The following is a 19127-nucleotide window of genomic DNA, read 5'->3' on the forward strand; positions in this document are numbered from 1 at the left end:
CCTACTTCTCCCGCACATAGACCGGCTCGCCGATCTTCACCATGTCGAACAGCCGCTTCGAGGTGGGCAGCGGCAGGCGGACGCAGCCGTGCGAGGCGGGCCGCAGCGGCACCTTCGACGAGCCGTGCATGGCGATGCCCCCGACGAAGTAGAGCGAGTCGTACATCGTGCCGAGCGGGCCTTCGGTCCAGCCGGGCGCGCGGCTGGTGACGTGGAAGTCGCCGGTCGGGGTGATCGCGTTGCCGCAGTGGCCGTTCTCGCAGTAGTTCACCCGCGCGCCCGTCGAGACGTGCGAGATGAGCGCCGGGCGGCGGTGGCGGTAGACGATGAGGAGCTGGTAGCGCAGGTTGATCTCGACCCGGTCCGCCTCGCCGCGCGGGACCAGCGGTTTCATCCGCACCGGACGGTCGAAGGCCCGCCACACCTCCGGCCCGACCGCGCCCTGGGGACGCAGGTGCCGGTGCTTCTGGAAGGCCCACACGCCGAACTTGGTCTGCTCGTCGTAGACGCCGTTGAGCCTGCCGTAGTAGTAGCCGTTGCGGTGCAGCCGCTCCTGGAGGCGTCTGACGGTCTCGCCGCGGTCGCCCGGCCGCAGCACGATCTCCGCGCCGGGCACCGCCTTGCCCGTCTTGCCCGCCCGGTCCACCCGGTCCGTCCTGTCCGTCCGGACCACCCGGTCCGTCCGGTCAGTCCTGTCTGCCTGGTAGGCCCTGTCTTCTACGTCGACCGCGTCCGCCGCGTCCGCCGTGTGCGCCCTGTCCGCCTTGTCCGGCGTGTCCGCCACGGCGGGCGTACCGGCCAGGAAGGGAAGCCCGCCACACCCTAGAGCGGCGAAAACAACCGCTCTCCGAACCTTTGTGATCATAGGTCAACGCCTACCCAGATCGCCGACAATTCACGACACTGGCAAATACCGCTAAAAGCAGGCATATCGCTTTTATGCGACGGCACAGTCAAAGCTTTAGCAAGTGTGGACCCAGGCGAGACACGCGCGAACTGGGCGGAACGAAGAAAAGGCGGATGCGCCATGGACGCATCCGCCTTTTCTCCAGAGGCCGGGGAGCGAGCTGCGCGTTCACCCGCCCGGCCTCTGTCCACCCCTCCGAACAGCCCCAACCTTAACCAAGGCACGACCCGCAACGCACACCGTTCCGCAAAACCTTTCCAGGAATCCTCGGGCGCGGGCAAAAAACGAGTCGCACCCGCGCGGGTACGCCTGGAAGTATGCCGGAATATGCGTAACTGGCCGCTCTTTGAGCTCTCCATCACCACGCCACGGCTGGAACTACGGCACCCCACCCTCGACGACCTCGACGAACTGGCCGACCGGGCGGCCGAGGGCGTCCACGAGGCCGATTTCATGCCGTTCTTCGTCCCGTGGACCGAGGCGCCCCCGGCCGAGCGGGCCCGCCGTACGGTCCAGTACCACTTCCGCAGCTGGGCCGGGTTCACCGCCGACGACTGGTCGCTGGAGCTGGTCGTGGTGCACGAGGGCCAGGTCGTCGGCACCCAGGGCCTCGCCGCGACCAGCTTCCCCGTCGCCCGCGAGGTCAGGACGGGCTCCTGGCTGGCCCGGCGGTTCCAGGGCCGCGGCATCGGCACGGAGATGCGCGGGGCCGTCCTGCACCTCGCCTTCGCCGGCCTCGGCGCGCGGCACGCCGTGACGGAGGCGTTCGAGGACAACCACGCCTCGCTGGCGGTGACCAGGAAGCTCGGCTACCGCGAGGACGGCGTCACCGTCCACGCGCGCCAGGGCGAGCCGGTCGTCACCCGGCGCTTCCGCATGGCCCGCGAGGACTGGTCGCCGTCCCCCGACGTCGAGATCCGCAACCTCGACGCCTGCCTGCCGCTGTTCGGCCTGGAGTCCTGAAGCGCGGCCGTCACGACGGCCTGAAGTGCCGCAGCACCTCCGGGTTGGCCATGGCGTCGGGGTTGGCCGCCTCCTCGACGGGCGTGCCGAGCAGGATCTTGCGCACCGGCACCTCCAGCTTCTTGCCGGACAGCGTCCGGGGGATGCCGGGCACGACGCGGATCTCGTTCGGCACGTGCCGGGGCGACAGCTCCTGGCGCAGGGCCGCGCACAGGGCGCGTTCGAGCCGCTCGCCGAACTCGGCGCCCTCGGCGAGGGTGACGTAGAGCAGCAGGCTGCCCTCCTGGCCGAGCTGCCCGGTGTCGATCACGAGGCTGTCGGCGATCTCGTCGAACCGCTCCACGACCCGGTAGAACTCGCTGGTGCCCATGCGCACGCCGCCGCGGTTGAGCGTCGAGTCGGAGCGGCCGTAGATGACGCAGCTGCCGTCCTCGTTGATCTTGATCCAGTCGCCGTGCCGCCACACGCCCGGATAGACGTCGAAGTAGCTGTCGAAGTAGCGCCGCCCGTCGGGGTCGTTCCAGAACATCACCGGCATCGAGGGCATCGGCCGGGTCAGCACCAGCTCGCCCACCTCGCCGATCACCGGCTCGCCCTTGGGGTCGTACGACTCCACCTTGGCCCCCAGCGACCGGCACGGGATGATGCCCGCCCTGATCGGGTGGAGCATCGTGGCCCCGACGAACCCCGTGCACACGTCGGTGCCGCCGGAGAACGACCCGATCGGCGTGCCGGGCAGCTCGGCGGCGACCCAGGCGAAGCCCTCGGGCGGCAGCGGCGAGCCGGTCGAGCCGATGCCGCGCAGCCGCTCCAGCCCGTCCGGACGCAGCCCGGCCTTCAGCGAGGCCATGATGTACGGCGCCCCCACCCCGAAGTACGTCACCTTCTCCGAGGCGGCGATGCGCCACAGCGCGGCGGGCGAGGGATGCGTGGCCGAGCCGTCGTAGAGCACCGGCGTGGCCCCCACCAGCAGGGCGCCGACGAGGTAGTTCCACATCATCCAGCCCGTGGTGGTGTACCAGAAGAACACATCGCCCTCGCCCAGGTCCTGGTGGAAGGCGAGCGACTTGAGGTGTTCCAGCAGCACGCCGCCGTGCCCGTGGACGATCGGCTTGGGCAGCCCGGTCGTGCCGCTGGAGTAGAGGATCCACAGCGGATGGCCGAACGGCACCCGCTCGAACTCCAGCGGCCCCGCCTCGGCCCGCAGCCCCTCCCAGCCGATGACCTCGCCGTGCGGCGCCGAACGGGCGTGCGCGGCGGCCGGCTCGGCCTCCTGGGGGGCGCGGCCCTCGCCGGCCGCCGACAGGTAGGGGATCCAGACCGTGGCGCGCAGCGTGGGCAGCTCGGCGGCGATCTCGTTCACGGCCTCGGAACGGTCGTAGGTCTTGCCGTTGTAGTGGTAGCCGTCGACCGCGATGAGCACCTTGGGCTCGATCTGCCGGAACCGGTCGACGATGCTCGGCACCCCGAAGTCCGGCGACCCGGCCGACCAGACGGCCCCGAGCGAGGCCGTGGCGAGGAAGGCGATCAGGGCCTGCGGGATGTTCGGCAGGTAGCCGGCCACGCGGTCGCCCCTGGTGACGCCGAGCCTGGCCAGGCCGGCGCGGACGCGGGCCACCTCGTCGCGCAGCTCGGCGTGGGTCAGCTCCTGGCGGGCGCCGTCCTCGGAGACGAAGACCAGGGCGGTGCCCTCGGTGCGCCGCAACGCGTTCTCGGCGTAGTTGACCTCGGCGCCCGCGAACCAGGTCGCGCCCGGCATCTCCCCCGACAACACCGGCCCGTCGCCGCGCTCCCCGATGACGTCGAAGTAGTCCCAGACCGACGTCCAGAACTCCTCAGGACGGTCGACGGACCACTGCCACACCTCCTCGTAGCTCGCGCCGGACCGTCCCAGCCACTCCAGGTAGCGGGTCAGCTTGGCGGCGGACACGACCTCGCCGGTCGGTTCCCAGAGAAGCGCACCTTCAGCAACCATGTGCCCCATCCTGTCGCCCGTCAGGTGGAAAGTCATACCTGACCTCCCCCATAACTTGCTACCTCCGTAGGTGGTCCACCGCCATACGGGCGGCGGTGCCGATCACCGCGTCCGCGCGCGGCTGGATGACCGCCGTGCTGAACGAGCGGGTGAACACCGCCACCGCGTACCGGCCGCCGTCGGGGTACTCGACCACGCCGACCTCGGTGCGCAGCGTCGGCAGCGACCCGGTCTTGCCGCCGACCTCGACGTCGTCGTACGGGAAGCCCGAGGCCAGCCGGTGCGGCCACACCTGCATGTTGAGCACGCCGCGCATCCAGGAGCACGACTGCGGCGAGGCGGCCTCGTCCCGCCAGATCATGGACAGCAGGCGGGTCAGCTCGCGCGGGGTGCTGCGGTTGGTGTGCGCGGGGTCGAGGGCCCGCATGCGGGAGATGTCGTCGGGATCCAGGTACGGCCACCCGTGGCCGGTGTCCAGCTCCATGGTCTCGTACAGGTCGCGGCCGCTCTGCCGCAGCCGGGTGCCGTCGAGGCCGAAGGCGTCCAGCATGGCGTTGACGTTGTCCATGCCCACCCGGTCGAGCAGCACGTCGGCGGAGGTGTTGTCGCTCACCGCCATCATCAGGTACGCCAGGTCGCGCAGCGACATCGTCACGTCGTCGAGCATGGCCGACAGCCCCGTGGGCCCGGAGACCCGCTGGCCGGACGTCACGGTCGTCGGAGCGGTCGCGTCCAGCCGACCGGCGTCGGCCTGCCGGCAGAACTCGACCAGCAGCGGCAGCTTGTACACCGACGCCAGGGGCATCGGCTCGTCGGCGCCGTGGCCGGACTCCCGTCCGGAGTCGATGTCGCAGGCGTGCAGCCAGCCCGTCACCCCGGCCATCCGGAACAGCGCCGCGTAGTCGGGACCGCTCATGCCAGCATCCCCGGCCTCCGGCTGATCCGCCGCGCGGGCGCGGCGCCCTCGTCGGTCATCCCGGCGCTCTCCTTCAACGTGCGTACGGCGACGTCCGAGAACTCGGCGACCCAGTGCTGCTTCGGGCCCGTCGCCGCGCGCCAGGCCGTGGAGACCCGGCACGCGATCGGCGAGCCTAGCAGCGGCCGCCAGGCCAGCCCAGGGACGTCCGCCCTGGGCCCGAACGCCACCGCCTGACCGGCCAGCACCAGGCCGAGCCCGGCGCCCTGGTGCACCTGGCCGGGCACGTACCCGTGCCGGCGGCACTCGGCCAGCGTCTCGGCGTGCCAGCCCGGCTCGCCCTCCTTGGGCGGCATCAGCAGCTCGCGCCCGGCCAGGTCGGTCAGGTGCACCTCGCCGGTCCCGGCCAGCGGGTCGTCCACGGCCAGCAGCACGCCGAGGGGCTGCACGAGCACCTGGCCGAAGTCCAGGCCGGGGGCGGCGACCGGATGGCGGACGAGCCCGACGTCGATCGCGCCCCCGGCCAGGGCGGACACCTGGTCGGACGTCCAGGTCTCGACCGGGACGAGCCGTACGTCCGGATTGACCGCCCGGAAGCCCGCGACCAGGGCGGCGATCACCGAGGCGGCCAGGTCGGGCGGCACCCCGATCTTGAGCACGCCGCCGTCGCCGCGGCGGGCCAGCTCGCGCAGCCGCTCGACCCGGGAGACGATCTCGCGGGACTCGGCGAGCAGCAGCCGTCCGGCCTCGGTCAGGCGTACCTGCCGGGCGGAGCGGTCGAAGAGCTGCACGCCGAGCTCCTCCTCCAGACGTTTGATGCGCTGGCTGAGCGGCGGCTGCGCCATGCCGAGGCGGATCGCGGCGTTCCCGAAGTGCAGTTCCTCCGCCACGACGACGAAGTAGCGGAGATGCCGGACCAAGTCCATGACCAGCCACTATATCCAGATTTATATCCATATTGCCGTCATATCAATATTGGACGGGACTCCTCCGTCTCTGGTGTCCTCGGGCCATGGCATCACAAACGGGGACACTGTACGGGCGCGCTCGGCCGGGGGGACCGCGTCGCGGACGGCGGCGCAGGTGGCCGCTGGTCCTGACCGTCCTGGTCGTGCTGGTCGTGGCGGCGGGGGCAGCGGTGTGGCTGTTGCGCACGAAGGGCTCACCCGAGCAGACGACCGACGAATACCTCTCGGCCTGGTCCGTCCAGGATTATGCGAAGATGCGCGGGCTCGTCGCCGACCCGCCCACCGACTTCGAGGCCTGGCACCGGCGTTTCCGCACCGACCTCAAGGTCGACCAGGCCACCTTCGCCCGCTCCCGCTCGACCGGCCCCTTCGCCGACGACGGCCCGGACGACGACGGCTACCTGGGCTTCTCCGCCAGCCTGCAAGGCCGGCGGGACTGGACGTACAGCGGCCGGCTCAAGCTGGTCGAGCGGGACGGCGCCTGGAAGGTCGCCTGGACCCCCGCGGCCATCCACCCCAAGCTCAGGAAGGGCCTCTCGCTGCGCCTGGTCGCCCAGAAGCGCGACTCCACCCGCGTCCTGGCCGCCGACGGCACCGAGATCGGCGGCGCGGACGCCCCCGGCTCGGTGCAGCAGCTCGTCGAGGGCATCAAGCAGACCTACCCTGACTGGTTCAATCTGGGGGGCGACTCGATCATCGGCCTCTACAAGGGCGACGAGCTGGTCGAGACGCTGGCCGAGCCGGGCGGCACCGAGCCGGTCAGCACCACGATCGACCTGAAGGTGCACGCGGCGGGGGCCGCGGCGCTGGACGGCGTCACCAAGCCGGCCTCGCTGGTGGCGCTGCGCGCCTCGACCGCCGAGATCCTGGCCGTGGTCAACAAGCCCGGCGGCTTCAACCGGGCGCTGCTCGGCAAGTACCCGCCCGGCTCGACGTTCAAGGTCGTGACGGCCTCGGCGCTGGTCGCGGACGGGGTCGAGCCCGGCAGGACGGTCACCTGCCCGGCCGAGAAGAACATCGGCGGCTTCCCCTTCCACAACGCCGGCTTCAAGGACTACGGCACGCTCTCCTTCCAGGACGCCTTCGCGCACTCGTGCAACACGACGTTCGGCGAGATGAGCGTGGCCGAGCTGAACGGCGGCAGGCTGGCCGAGGTGGCCAGGAGCTTCGGCTTCGGCGTCCCGATCAAGCCGGGCGTGCCCGCCGTGCGGGCCGAGTTCCCCGACCCCAAGGACGACACCGACCTCGCCTCGGCCTCCATCGGCCAGGGCCGGGTGCTGGCCAGCCCGCTCAACATGGCCTCGGTCGCCGCCGCCATCGCCTCGGGCGCCTGGATCCCGCCGCGGATCGTGTCCAAGGAGGTGGCCGCCGACGACCGTCCGCGCCCGCTGGAGCGGGGCGTGGTGTCGGCCCTGCGCAAGCTCATGCCCGCCGTCGTCACGGACGGCACCGCCAAGGGCGCGCACTTCCCGGCGGGCACCGCGGGCAAGACCGGGACGGCCGAGTACGGCTCGGGCGAGGAGCCGCCCGCGCACTCGTGGTTCATCGGCTACAAGGGTGACGTGGCGTTCGCGGTGATCGTGGAGGGCGGCGGCGCCGGCTCTGCCGTGGCGGCCCCCGTCGCGGCCCGCTTCCTCAACGCCCTGCCCTGACGCAGGGAGGGGGCGGCGCCGGGCGAGGTCAGCCGGCCTTGCGGTCCAGCGGGGAGGTCAGGCCGGCCACCGCGGCCACCACCTCCAAGGCGTCCGACAGGTCGGGCAGCACCAGGTCGGCGCCCGCCTCGCGCAGTTCGGCGGCCGTCGACCGCCCCGACGCGACCCCGATCACGGCGGCCCCGCCGATCCTGGCGGCCTGCACGTCGCGCGTGGAGTCGCCGATCACCACCGTGTTGGCCGCCGTGAACGGCGTGCCCAGCCGCTGCTTGGCCCTGCCCTGCGCGACCTGCAGCAGCGTCGCCTTGGGGTAGACCTCCTCGCCGTAGCCGCCGAGCTCGAAGTCGACGTACCTGTCCAGCCCGAACGCCTTGAGCTTGTGCACGGCGTTGCCCTTGATCGTGCCGGTCAGCACCGACTGCACGACGCCGTCGAGCCGGGCCACCGACTTCAGCGCGTCCTTGGCCCCCGGCATCATCCGGCCCTCCTTGGCCAGCCGGCCGCGCCGGTCGGCGAAGGCGAGGGCCAGGGCGGCCAGGAACCTGGGCAGGTGGTCGTCCTGCGCCGGGATGCCGTTGACGGCCAGCGTCTCGAAGACGATCTCGGAGTCGGGACGGCCGAGGGGCGGCACGAGCTTGACCAGCGGCCGGCCGGTCACGGCGCGGAACGCCTCGGCGTAGGCGTCCCGGGTCACGATGGCGACGTCGACCAGGGTGAGATCGACGTTCCAGAGCACAAGGCGGTTGATGGCGACCTCCTGAGGGGTTCCCGGCAAGGGTACGGCCCCGGCCCGGCCGGGGGCTGCCCCCCGGCGGATCCGGCATATCCCCCTCAGGCGTACTGAAGCGCCTGGGCGAGCGTGTCCACCACGGGCAGGCCGGTGCCCTCCAGCTCGGCCCGCGTGGTCATGCCGCCGGTGTAGAGCACCGCCCGCGCCCCCACGTGCCGCGCGGCGAGCCCGTCGTCGACGCTGTCGCCGATCACCAGGACCTCGCCGGGGTCGAGGTCGAGGGCCTGGATGTGGGCGGTCATGTGCACGGCCTTCTCGCCGCCCGTGACGCCGACCAGCCCGTCGATCCGGGTGAAGTGCCGGGTGATGCCGAAGGACTCGACGATCGGCACGAGATGGGCGTGGGGGGCCATCGAGCACAGCGACTGGGTGCCGCCCCAGCCACCGAGCACCACCTCGGCGTCGGGGGCCAGCCCGCAGGCGGCGCTGAGCCTGAAGTAGTGCTCGTGGAACCCGTCGTCCAGCAGCTCCCACTCCCCCTCGGCCAGCGGCCTGCCGAGCAGCCGCTCGTAGGCGACCCAGATGGGGCGGGTGTAGACCGCGCGGAACCCGTCGGCGGTCAGCTCAGGCAGCGCGTACGGCTTGAACAGGGCGTTGGTGGCGCCGACGACGGCCTCGACGTCGTGGAAGAGCGTCCCGTTCCAATCCCAGATGATGTGTTTTGTCATGTCCCATCAAGCTTATTCGACAGGTGTGACGATCCTATGACCCGAGCAGGTCCGGGATCTCCTGGGTGGCGTACCACATGAGCTCGTGGGCCTCGGCGCCGTCGACCGTGAAGCGGGCGTCGTCGTCGCCGTCGTCGGCGGCGGGCAGCGCCTCGACGGCGGCCTCGATGTCGCCGACGGCGTCGTGGTCGTCGACGTGCACCGCGGCCACCTTCGCCATCGGGACGGCCGCGGCCAGGCGCACGCGGGCCCGCTCCTCCAGGTCGACGCCGGCCGAGACCGACCCGTCGGGCACCTCGGCGGCCACCACCACCCGCCGGTGCGCGGCGGCCACGCCGTCGGCGCGGTCGGCGGCCAGCATGCGCAGCGAGGCGCGGGCCGCCTCGGTCAGCGCGACGTACTCCAGTTCCTCGGTGTCGCCCGAGGCGTACCACTCGGTCAGCGCGGGGGTCACCGCGTAACCGGTCAGGGGGGCCGGACCCAGCTCCCCCGCCTCGACCGCGCGGGCGAGGGCGGGGAGGGTGCACGGCAGATAGACGCGCATCACGAACCTTTCCGAAATCGCAAGGGCACCATCATGCCCGTCGCAGCGTGAGCCGGAGTACGGTCTCCAGCTCTGTGAGGGTCGTGTCGGCGTCGCGGTGGTGGATGCCGGTGATGCCGAGCGCGCGGGCGGCCACGATGTTGGCCTCGATGTCGTCGATGAAGACGCACTGCTCGCCGGGCAGCCCGACCTGGTCGAGGGCGTGGCGGAAGATGCGCTCCTCGGGCTTGCGCATGCCTACCTCGCCGGAGATCACGACCGCGTCGAAGAGGCCGTCCCATTCGTGGCGGGGGTAGGTGTTAGACCAGGAGTTAGACAACAAACACGTCTTAACACCATTTTTCCGTACGTCGCGGAGCATGTCGTACATGGCGTCAACCCGTTCGAAGCCCGCGAACATGCGCTCCAGCAGCCCCTCGGCCACCGGCGGCACGCCGTCCAGGGTGAGCAGCCGCGCGGCCAGGTCGCGCTCGAAGGCCGGGCCGTCGAGCTCGCCGCGTTCGAGCGCGTGCACGACGTTCTGTCCCTCGCCGCCCCGGTAGGCGTGGTCGACCAGCTCGCGCATCACCGAACGGTAGTGCTCGGCGTCGATCCGGTCGGCCGCGAGCCACCGGGCGATGGAGTCGGTCAGGCTGGTCGTGAGCACGCCACCCCAGTCGATGAGCACCCCTGCGACCACGACCGCCTCCTCGCTCGAATCCGGTTCTAGGATAGAACCCCGCGAATCGGCTTTCGCGCCTACCCCGCGGCCCGCACCTTGGCGGCCAGCCTGCGGTGCTCGGGCGAGCGCAGCACGCCGGCCGCCTGCTGCGCGGACGCGACGGGCGCCGCCGGCAGCAGGCCCCTCTTCTGCTTGAGCCTGAGCAGCCGGACGACCGACTGGTCGAGGCGGTCCTCGGAGATGCGTCCCGACTTCACCGCCGCCAGCACCGCCTGGTACGCCTTGCCCAGGTCGTACGGCATGAGCAGCAGGTCGGCCCCGGCCAGCACGGCGCGCACCGCCACCTCGCCGTCGCCGTACTTCTTGCGCACGCCCTCCATGTTGAGCGCGTCGGTGGAGATCACGCCCTTGAAGCCGAGCTTCTGCCGCAGCAGGCCGGTCAGGATGGGCTTGGACAGCGTCGCCGGGTCGCCCGACGGGTCGAGCTTGGGGAAGACGATGTGGGCGCTCATCACGGCATCGACCCCGGCGCCGACGGCGGCCCTGAACGGCGGCGCGTCGATCCTCTCCCACTGGGCCATGGTGTGCTTGATCACCGGCAGGCCGGTGTGGCTGTCGACGGAGGTGTCGCCGTGGCCCGGGAAGTGTTTGGCCGTGGCCGCCACCTTGGCGTCGCCGAAGCCCTTGACCGCCGCCGCGACCATCTTCGCCACCGCGGACGGGTCGTCGCCGTAGGCCCGCCTGCCGATGACCGGGTTCCGCGGGTTGACGTTGACATCGGCGACGGGCGCGAAGTCAAGGTTGACCCCGAGCGCCCGCAGCTCCTCGCCGGTCGCCCTGGCCACGGCCCTGGAGTTCGCCGGGTCCTTCGTGGCGCCGATCTCGGCCGCGCCGGGGAAGTCGGTCATCAGCGCGGACATGCGGGAGACCAGGCCGTTCTCCTGGTCGGTGCCGACCAGCAGCGGGACCTTCTTCGACGCCTCCTGCAGGCCGTTGGTGAGCCGGACCACCTGGGCCGTCGACTTGACGTTCGCCGGGAAGAGGATCACGCCGCCCAGGTGGTAGCGGGCGATCACCTTGGCCGGGGTCTGGGCGCCGTAGCGGGCCTGGTTCTCGCCGGAGACGGTGTCGGCCGCGGTGCCGTACAAGACGGGCATGAAGAGCTGGCCGACCTTCTCCTCCACCGTCAGCCGCCGCAGGGCCCGCAGCACCGGGTCGGACTCGGCCTGGGGCGGGCTCTGGGGCGTCGTGCCGGCCGTGGCGGTGGCGGGGGTGGCGGGGGTGGCCCCGTCGCCCGCCGGGGCCGCGCTCGCCGGGGCGCCGGCGCCGCCGCCGCACGCGGTCAGCGCCAACACCAGGAGCCCTGCCGGGCCGATCCGTCTGAACATGCCTTCCAAGGTATCCATGCCGCGGCCCGGACGAGTCCCGCGACCCGGAAAAGGCCCGTTCACACCCCCAGCGCCGCGAGCCCCGGCAGGTGGGTGCGCGCGACCGCGCGCGCGTTCGCCGCCGTGACCTGGGCCCGCGCGTTGCGCGCCGCCAGGGTGCACTGCTCCAGCGTGTGCGCGGCCAGCGCCGCCCGTACGGCCGCCAGCGCCCCCGCCCCCATCGACAGCGTGGTCGCCCCCAGCCCGACCAGCACGCACGCCAGAGCCGGGTCGGCGGCGGCCTCACCGCAGATGCCCACCGGCTTGCCGTGTCCGCAGGACATGGCGATCAGGTCGAGCAGCGCCGGCTGCCACGGGTCCTGGAGCCCGCTCACCGTGCCGAGCTGGCGGTCGGCGGCGAAGGCGTACTGGGCCAGGTCGTTCGTGCCGAGCGAGACGAAGTCCACCACCCCGGCGAGCTGCCCGGCCCGCAGCGCCGCCGACGGGATCTCGATCATGACGCCCACCTTGGACAGCCCGCGCGCCCGGCAGGCGTCGGCGAACCACCTGGCCTCCTCGGCCGTGGCCACCATGGGCGCCATCACCAGCAGCTCGGCCGGCGCGCCCTCGGCCGCCGCCGCCAGCGCGCGCAACTGCGCGTCCATCACCTCGGGGAAGCGCCTGAACAGGCGCAGCCCGCGCTCCCCCAGCGCCGGGTTCGGCTCGGCGGGTGCGGGCAGGAACCGCAGCGGCTTGTCGGCGCCCGCGTCGAGCGTGCGCACGACCACGGTGGCGCCGGGCACGGCCTCCAGCGCCGCCCGGTAGGCGCGCTGCTGCTCCTCGACGGCGGGGGCCTCGGCCCGGTCGAGGAAGAGGAACTCGGTCCGGTAGAGCCCGACGCCCTCCGCCCCGGCGGCCAGCGCCTCCTCCAGCTCGGCGGGCCCGGCGACGTTGGCCAGCAGCGGCACCGCGTGGCCGTCGGCGGTCCGGCCCGGCCCCTTGGCCGCGCCGATCGCCGCCTGCTTCGCCGCCGCCGCGTCCCGCGCCCCGGCCACGTGGTCGTCGGACGGCTCCACGCTCACCTCGCCCGTCGTGCCGTCCACCAGGACGGGGACGCCGGCGGGGATGCCGGTCGCCCCCGGGCAGGCGACCACGGCGGGCACGCCCATCGCCCGCGCCATGATCGCGGTGTGGCTCGTGGGCCCGCCCTGCTCGGTGACGAACCCGGCCACGTCCCGCTTGGACAGCAGAGCCGTGTCGGCGGGCGCCAGGTCGGTCGCGACCAGCACGTACGGCACCTCCGGCGCGGCCGGCAGGCCCGGCAGGGAGTGCCCGGTCAGCAGGGCGATCACCCGGTCCCTGATGTCGTCGAGGTCGGCGGCCCGCTCGCCCAGGTAGCCGCCGGCCCCGCTGAGCACGTCCCGGTACTTCGTGAACGCCTCGAAGACCGCACGGGGAGCGGCGAGGCCCCGGTCGATGAGGGTCCTGACCTTCACCACCAGACCGGGGTCCTCGGCCATCAGCGCCTGGGCCTTGAGGATCTCGCCGGCCTCGCCGCCCGCCTGGTTGCCGCGGGACTCGAGCTCGCCCGCGACCTGTGAGAGCGCGGCCGAGGCCCGCTCCTTCTCCTGCTCCGCCTCACCGGTGTAGGTGCTGCCCTCGGGGGGTTCGGGCACAGAGGCGGTCAGAACGTACGCGGGGCCGTGCCCGATTCCCGGGCTGACCCCAACCCCCCGCAGGTTCATGGCGCTCCGGCGATCGTGGCCAGTTCGTCCAGGATCTCCTCGGAGCCGTCGCCCTCCGCCGTGATCACGACGGTCTCGCCCTGCCGGACGTCGAGCGCCATGATGGCGAGGATGCTCTTGCCGTTGACCGGGGCCCCGCCGCCGCTGGCCTTGGCGACGCTGATGTCCATCGGGGCCAGCTGGGCCCGTTTCACGAACGTCGCCGCGGGACGGGCGTGCAGACCCACCTCCGCCGCGACCGTGACCTTGCGCTCACCCATGAGCCTCTCCTTCTGTACCCGGTCCAGACCAGCTGGACCCTTGCGTGAACGGCGGCCGGCCGCTCGCGGTCGGGCCGGGCGCCGGCATGGCTGGGGGCATGCCTATTGTGACGTCTTCTGCCGGTACGACCGTGCCGCTGAGGCGTCGCACGCCGGTCTCGGGGACCGCGCCGACGCTGTCTACCTCCATGTGAACAGCTCGTCCCCCACGCGCACCGCCCCCTGGACGATGCCGGTCACCGACTCCGAGAGGGCGTCCAGGGCCACGACGGGGCAGACCGGGGACCGTCCGCCGGCCTCGACGACGGACGGGTCCCACGCCACCACGGGCTGCCCCGCGCTGACCCTGTCGCCCTCGGCCGCCAGCAGCTGGAACCCCTTCCCCTTGAGCTGGACCGTGTCGATGCCCAGGTGCACCAGCACGCCCCTGCCGTCGTCCCCCACGATGACGTAGGCATGCGGATGCAGTTTCATAATTTTTCCCGCTATGGGGGCTACGGCCTTGCCGGGCCCCCGCAGCGGGTCGATCGCCGTTCCCGGTCCCACCATGCCCGCGGAGAAAACCGGATCGGGCACGGCGGCCAACCCCACAGCCGCCCCCTCGACCGGGGCGAGAACAGTCGTCATGGTCTCGCCCTTAGCCGATGATGTCCTCGATGTCGCTGGCGATCGTGTCCGCCTCGGGCCCCACGACGACCTGGACCACGTTCCCCGCGGCCATCACGCCGTGCGCCCCCGCCGCCTTGAGCGCGGCCTGGTCGACCTTGGACGCGTCGTGCACTTCGGTGCGCAACCGGGTGATGCAGGGCTCGATCTCGATGATGTTGTCGGCACCGCCGAGACCGGCGATGATCGCATTCACATCCGCCGCCATCCGGTCCTCCCTCGTTCCAACTCCGTGACCAGGCTAAACGAGGCTCCTCGCTCAGTCCGTCTGCGTGACCTTGTTGAGGCCGCGCGGCGAGTCGGGGTCGATGCCGAGGCGCCGGGCCAGCGCCTCGGTGAGAAGCTGGCCGGGGATGATCAGGCCCATCGGCGCCACCCATTCGGGCAGGTCGGGGCCGTTCAGCGCGGCCGTGCCGGCCTGCGCGAGCGCGTCGCCGCCGCCGATCGTGTACGCCGCCGCGCCCGCCGCCACGACCCGCTCGGCCAGGGCCACCGTGCCGGACAGCGTGGGGCTGTTCTCGGCGGCCACCAGCAGCGCCGGGGTGTCGGCGTCGACCACGGCGATCGGGCCGTGCAGCAGGTCGGCGTAGGACAGGCCCATGGCGTGCAGGTAGCAGGCCTCCTTGAGCTTGAGCGCGGTCTCCAGGGCCGTGGAGAAGGCGAGCCCGCGTCCGGACACGACCACGCCCGGCTTGTCCAGCAGCCCCTCGACGACCGCGTCCAGGTCGCCCGGCTCGGCGATCAGCTTCTCGACCGCGTCGGGCACCCGGCGCAGGTCCTCGGCGTCCACGTCGGCGCCCAGGCCCAGCGCGAGCACGGCCAGCGCGGCGAGCTGCGTGGTGTAGGTCTTGGTCGCCGGGACGGCCTTCTCCTCGCCGGCCAGCGTGCACAGCGCGACGTCGGCCGCCTGGGCGAGCGGGCTGTCCTCGCCGCCGTTGGTGATGCCGACCGTCTTCGCGCCGCAGTCCTTGGCCCAGGCCAGGGTCTCGACGATCTCCTCCGTACGGCCCGACTGGGAGATCGCGACGGCCAGCACGCCGTCGAGGTCGAGCTTGCGCCGGTAGGTCGTCGCGATGGACGGCGCCGCCAGCGCGCCCATCCGGCCCGCGTGGGACTCGACCAGGTAGCGGCCGTAGACTGCGGCGTTGTCGGAGGTTCCACGCGCGATGAACAGCAGCTGGCGAGTCTGCTCGCCCACCGCCTTCACCTCGCCCACCCTGGGGAGCAGGGCGTCGAGCGTGGCCCGCAGCGCTTCCGGCTGCTCGGCGATCTCACTGCGCATCTTGGTGGTCATCCTGAGCTCATCCCTCGATTCATACGGTGTCGGACTTGACCGTCTTTCGCGACATGTGGTCTAGTCCGGACTAGACCAGTACGAACCATAGCCCATGGCCACCAAACAAGAAATCTGCCCATAGACTGCCGCACCACCAGATCCAGATTTCTTCTTTGCCGATCGAGGGGAGGATCCGTGGCGCACATCGATCCGGATAGCCCGGTGCCCAAGTACTTCCAGCTTCGCGAGATCCTGCTGGACCTCATTGACAGCAACGAGCTCAGCATCGGCGCGGCCATCCCGTCCGAGCGCGAGCTCTGCCAGCGCTTCGGCCTGTCCAGGATGACCGTACGGCAGGCCGTCGACCACCTGGTCTCCGAGGGCCGCCTGCACCGCGTGCCGGGCAAGGGCACGTTCGTGGCCAGGCCCAAGATCGAGCTGGCGTTGCAGCTCACGTCGTTCACCGACGACATGAGGGCGCGCGGGATGATCCCGGGCTCGCGCGACCTCGACCGCCGCATCGTGCGGGCCAGCGCTCACCTGGCCAAGGAGCTGGGGATCCAGCCGGGTGAGGAAGTGCACTTCATCGAACGCCTGCGCACGGCCGACGGCGAGCCGCTGTCCATCGAACGGGCACACATCCCGGTCAAGCTCGCCCCCGACCTGGCCGATTACGACCTGTCGGACAAGTCGCTGTACGAGCTGCTGGAGAGCCGCTACGGGCTGGTCATGGACGCCGGCGAGCTCACCATCGACGGCGGCATCGCCGACCCGAGCGACGCCGACCTGCTGAAGCTGCCGCGCGGCGGCGCCGTGCTGCTGCTCCAGCGCAGGTCCTTCTCCGGCGGCGTCTGCGCGGAGCTCGGCGTGTCCACCTACCGCGCTGACCGCTATCAGCTGCGGACCATCCTCGAAATGCCCGTTAGACGGGGCTAGGGCCACTCCGCCGGGCCCGGACGGCCTGCCCGGCGGACGCCTGACTCCCACCCCCCGGAGGAACGCCCGGTGAACGAGACCACCGCCGCCGCCCGGCCTTCGCCGTTCGCACGCGTGATGAACGTGCTCCAGCGGCTGGGCCGCTCGCTGATGCTGCCCATCGCGGCCCTGCCCGCGGCCGCGCTGCTCTTCCGGTTCGGGCAGCCCGACATGCTGGGCTCCAACGGCCCGGCCCCCGGCGGCCTGGCCGACGTGCCCGGGTTCGCGTGGATGAGCCAGGTCGCCGAGGTGCTGGCCGCCGCCGGGGACGCGCTGTTCCAGAACCTGCCGCTGCTGTTCGCGGTGGGCGTGGCCATCGGCTTCGCCCGCAAGGCCGACGGCACCACGGCGCTGGCGGCCGTCGTCGGCTACCTGGTGTTCGACCGGGTGACCAAGGTGATGTTCTTCGGCTCCGACATCCGCGACACCGTGGCCATCCGCCAGGTCCAGGACCAGGGCATCAAAGAGGTCATCAACTACGGCATGCAGAACCCCACCAAGGTGCTCGGCGGCATCGTGATGGGCCTGGTCACCGCCCTGCTGTGGCAGCGCTTCCACCGCATCAAGCTGCCGCCGTGGCTGGCCTTCTTCGGCGGACGCCGGTTCGTCCCGATCATCACCTCCATCGTCGCGCTGCTCCTCGGCGTGCTGTTCGGCTGGCTCTGGCCGGTGCTCGGCGAGTGGATCCGGCACGCCGGCGAGGCCCTGGCCGCCATCGGCCCGATCGGCACCGGCATCTACGGCTTGATCAACCGCCTGCTCATCCCGCTCGGCCTGCACCACTTCGTGAACTCGGTCGTCTGGTACGTCGTGCCGCAGTGCGAGGTGGGCGGTCACGTGCTGGGCGGCGACTGGAACTGCTACTTCGGCGGCGCCCCGCACTCCGGCCAGTTCATGGCCGGCTTCTTCCCCGTCATGATGTTCGCCCTGCCCGCCGCCGCCCTGGCCATGTGGCGGGCCGCGCCGCCGCACCGCCGGGCCACGGTGGGCGGCATCATGCTCTCGGCCGGGCTGGCCTCGTTCGTCACCGGCATCACCGAGCCGATCGAGTTCGCGTTCATCTTCGTCGCGCCCGCGCTGCTGGTCGCGCACGCCGTCCTGACCGGCCTGGCGATGGCGCTCACCACGCTCATCGGCGGGCAGCTCGGCTTCGGCTTCTCCGCGGGCCTGCTCGACATGCTGCTGAACGCCAGCAAGTCCAACACCCAGAACCTGCCCGGCATCCTGCTGCTCGGCCTGATCTACGGCGTGGTGTACTACGTCGTCTTCACCTTCCTCATCCGCAGGTTCGACATCATGACGCCGGGCCGGGAACCCGAGCCCGACCTCGACTCCGGCGAGACCTAGCGGCCGTTTTCCGCCACGCCCGCCGTGGTAGGAACCTGGCATTCCCCCGCTGACGGACCACCGAGCGGGGGTGAGGACCATGGGCGCGTCGCCCTGGTCGGCGACGTTCGCGGTGCTGCAGCGTATCGGCCGCTCGCTCATGATGCCCATCGCCGTGCTGCCCGCCGCCGGCCTGCTCTTCCGCTTCGGCCAGGACGACCTGCTCGGCAAGGACGGCCTCGGCGGCCTCCTGCCCTGGATGCTGCCCGTCGCCAACGTCCTGGCGGCGGCCGGCGGCGCCCTGTTCGACAACCTGCCCGTCCTGTTCGCGATCGGCGTCGCGATCGGGTTCGCGCGCAAGTCCGACGGCTCCACCGCCCTCGCCGCCCTGGTCGGCTACCTGGTGTTCGACCGCGTCAGCCGCACGCTCTTCTACGACGCGGGCCACGGCGCGGTCTACGACAAGGTCGTCGTCACCACGCCACAGGGGCCGATGCTCAACCTGGGGGCCCAGAACCCCACCGGCGTGCTCGGCGGCATCGTCATCGGCATCACCGCGGCCCTGCTCTGGCAGCGTTTCTACCGGCTGAAGCCGCCGCCGTGGCTGGCCTTCTTCGGCGGGCGCCGCTCGGTCCCGATCATCACCGCCGTCGCCGCCCTGCTGCTCGGCGTCGTGTTCGGGCTGGCCTGGCGGCCGGTGGGCGACTGGCTGTCCGGCGTCGGCGACTGGCTCTCGGCCCACGGCACCGCGGGCACCGGCATCTACGGCGTGGCCAACCGGCTGCTGATCCCCGTCGGCCTGCACCACTTCCTCAACACCATCGTCTGGTTCACCCTGCCCGAATGCCACGCCGGCGTGAACGGCGCCACCCGGAACGCCGCCGGCGACCTGAACTGCTACTTCGCCGGCGAGCAGGGCGCCGGCATCTTCATGACCGGCTTCTTCCCCGTCATGATGTTCGGGCTGCTCGGGGCCGCCATCGCCATGTGGCGGGCGGCTCCGCCGGAACGCCGCAGGTCCGTGGGCGGCATCATGCTGTCGGCCGGGCTGACGGCATTCATCACCGGCATAACCGAGCCGCTGGAATTCGCCTTCATTTTCGTCGCGCCGGTGCTTTTCGTGGTGCACGCCCTGCTGACCGGGCTGTCGATGGCCCTCATGGCGGAATCGGGCGCGCGGCTCGGCTTCACCTTCTCCGGCGGGGCCATAGACATGCTGCTGAACGCCAGCAAATCGAACACCCACCGGCTCGGGCTGATCATCGGCTTCGGGCTGCTGTATTTCGTTCTCTATTATCTGATCTTCGCGTTCCTGATCCGCCGCCTTAACATCCCCACTCCCGGCCACGAACCCCCCGCCCCGCCGCCGCCCTAGCCGCCCCCACGCGCACGACGAAACCCCCGCGTGAACGACGAAGCCCCCGTCCTCCCTGCTCGCGCAGGGGGGACGGGGGCCCGCTCAGACCCG

At 71.8% G+C, this 19127-nt stretch carries 19 protein-coding genes; 5 read left to right on the forward strand and 14 right to left on the reverse strand.

All coding sequences use genetic code 11. From position 1 onward, the window contains the following. Window position 1: 1 nt before the first annotated feature. The gene (locus ACIBQ8_RS19675; RefSeq protein WP_397170195.1) at window positions 2-673 is read right to left on the reverse strand and encodes a L,D-transpeptidase family protein; all 672 of its coding nucleotides are present in this window, start codon (window positions 671-673) and stop codon (window positions 2-4) included. Between the two features lie 561 nt (window positions 674-1234). Here ACIBQ8_RS19675 and ACIBQ8_RS19680 point away from each other — a divergent pair. Further along, window positions 1235-1870 carry a GNAT family N-acetyltransferase gene (locus tag ACIBQ8_RS19680; protein WP_397192637.1) on the forward strand — a complete coding sequence of 212 codons (636 nt, stop codon included), beginning with the start codon at window positions 1235-1237 and terminating at the stop codon, window positions 1868-1870. A gap of 10 nt (window positions 1871-1880) precedes the next feature. Here ACIBQ8_RS19680 and ACIBQ8_RS19685 read toward each other — a convergent pair whose 3' ends face one another. Genes ACIBQ8_RS19685 through ACIBQ8_RS19695 form a run of 3 tightly spaced genes read right to left on the reverse strand, consistent with a single transcriptional unit; the run spans window position 1881 to window position 5687 of the window. Beyond that, on the reverse strand, window positions 1881-3845 hold the full coding sequence (locus ACIBQ8_RS19685) for an acetoacetate--CoA ligase (protein WP_397170199.1): 1965 nt from the start codon (window positions 3843-3845) through the stop codon (window positions 1881-1883). Window positions 3846-3903: 58 nt separating this feature from the next. Then, entirely contained in the window at window positions 3904-4761 is an 858-nt protein-coding gene (locus tag ACIBQ8_RS19690) for a serine hydrolase (RefSeq protein WP_397170201.1), read from the reverse strand. After that, window positions 4758-5687 (reverse strand): LysR family transcriptional regulator, encoded by a 930-nt coding sequence (locus ACIBQ8_RS19695; protein WP_397192638.1) that lies wholly within the window; start codon window positions 5685-5687, stop codon window positions 4758-4760. Before ACIBQ8_RS19695 ends, ACIBQ8_RS19690 begins: the two co-directional genes overlap by 4 nt. An 86-nt stretch (window positions 5688-5773) precedes the next feature. Here ACIBQ8_RS19695 and ACIBQ8_RS19700 point away from each other — a divergent pair, with 86 nt between their 5' ends. Further along, complete coding sequence (locus ACIBQ8_RS19700; protein WP_397192639.1) at window positions 5774-7381, forward strand: penicillin-binding transpeptidase domain-containing protein; 1608 nt, start codon at window positions 5774-5776, stop codon at window positions 7379-7381. A gap of 28 nt (window positions 7382-7409) precedes the next feature. Here the strand turns inward: ACIBQ8_RS19700 and ACIBQ8_RS19705 are convergent, their stop codons facing one another. From ACIBQ8_RS19705 to ACIBQ8_RS19750, 10 genes are all read right to left on the reverse strand, one after another. Continuing rightward, window positions 7410-8117, reverse strand: coding sequence for an HAD family hydrolase (locus ACIBQ8_RS19705; protein ID WP_397192640.1), 708 nt, complete (start codon window positions 8115-8117; stop codon window positions 7410-7412). 95 nt (window positions 8118-8212) lie between these two features. After that, window positions 8213-8839, reverse strand: coding sequence for an HAD family hydrolase (locus ACIBQ8_RS19710; protein ID WP_397192641.1), 627 nt, complete (start codon window positions 8837-8839; stop codon window positions 8213-8215). Between the two features lie 34 nt (window positions 8840-8873). Further along, the gene (locus ACIBQ8_RS19715) at window positions 8874-9383 is read right to left on the reverse strand and encodes a DUF6912 family protein (RefSeq protein WP_357990569.1); all 510 of its coding nucleotides are present in this window, start codon (window positions 9381-9383) and stop codon (window positions 8874-8876) included. Window positions 9384-9414: 31 nt separating this feature from the next. Continuing rightward, window positions 9415-10062 carry an HAD family hydrolase gene (locus ACIBQ8_RS19720; protein ID WP_397170209.1) on the reverse strand — a complete coding sequence of 216 codons (648 nt, stop codon included), beginning with the start codon at window positions 10060-10062 and terminating at the stop codon, window positions 9415-9417. 59 nt (window positions 10063-10121) lie between these two features. After that, on the reverse strand, window positions 10122-11432 hold the full coding sequence (locus tag ACIBQ8_RS19725; protein ID WP_397170210.1) for a glycoside hydrolase family 3 protein: 1311 nt from the start codon (window positions 11430-11432) through the stop codon (window positions 10122-10124). 59 nt (window positions 11433-11491) lie between these two features. Continuing rightward, entirely contained in the window at window positions 11492-13156 is a 1665-nt protein-coding gene (gene ptsP / locus ACIBQ8_RS19730) for a phosphoenolpyruvate--protein phosphotransferase (RefSeq protein ID WP_397170212.1), read from the reverse strand. Continuing rightward, the gene (locus ACIBQ8_RS19735) at window positions 13153-13416 is read right to left on the reverse strand and encodes an HPr family phosphocarrier protein (RefSeq protein ID WP_352321677.1); all 264 of its coding nucleotides are present in this window, start codon (window positions 13414-13416) and stop codon (window positions 13153-13155) included. The genes ptsP and ACIBQ8_RS19735 overlap by 4 nt, the downstream gene beginning before the upstream one ends. A gap of 180 nt (window positions 13417-13596) precedes the next feature. After that, window positions 13597-14043, reverse strand: coding sequence for a PTS glucose transporter subunit IIA (locus tag ACIBQ8_RS19740; RefSeq protein WP_397170214.1), 447 nt, complete (start codon window positions 14041-14043; stop codon window positions 13597-13599). 10 nt (window positions 14044-14053) lie between these two features. Continuing rightward, entirely contained in the window at window positions 14054-14290 is a 237-nt protein-coding gene (locus tag ACIBQ8_RS19745; protein ID WP_352349299.1) for a PTS glucose/sucrose transporter subunit IIB, read from the reverse strand. Window positions 14291-14341: 51 nt separating this feature from the next. Further along, window positions 14342-15376 (reverse strand): SIS domain-containing protein, encoded by a 1035-nt coding sequence (locus tag ACIBQ8_RS19750; protein WP_352321673.1) that lies wholly within the window; start codon window positions 15374-15376, stop codon window positions 14342-14344. A gap of 177 nt (window positions 15377-15553) precedes the next feature. Between ACIBQ8_RS19750 and ACIBQ8_RS19755 the strand changes: the two genes are divergently transcribed. The 3 genes from ACIBQ8_RS19755 (at window position 15554) to ACIBQ8_RS19765 (ending at window position 19034) form a co-directional block, all read left to right on the forward strand. Next, the gene (locus ACIBQ8_RS19755) at window positions 15554-16294 is read left to right on the forward strand and encodes a GntR family transcriptional regulator (protein ID WP_357703032.1); all 741 of its coding nucleotides are present in this window, start codon (window positions 15554-15556) and stop codon (window positions 16292-16294) included. 69 nt (window positions 16295-16363) lie between these two features. Beyond that, window positions 16364-17680: a PTS transporter subunit EIIC gene (locus ACIBQ8_RS19760; RefSeq protein WP_358282778.1), complete on the forward strand. Its 1317-nt coding sequence runs from the start codon at window positions 16364-16366 to the stop codon at window positions 17678-17680. A 79-nt stretch (window positions 17681-17759) separates the two neighbouring features. Next, entirely contained in the window at window positions 17760-19034 is a 1275-nt protein-coding gene (locus ACIBQ8_RS19765) for a PTS transporter subunit EIIC (protein ID WP_397192642.1), read from the forward strand. The last annotated feature ends 93 nt before the right edge of the window (window positions 19035-19127 follow it).

It is taken from the genome of Nonomuraea sp. NPDC049646 (genome assembly GCF_044465525.1).
In the GTDB taxonomy this organism is placed as follows: domain Bacteria; phylum Actinomycetota; class Actinomycetes; order Streptosporangiales; family Streptosporangiaceae; genus Nonomuraea.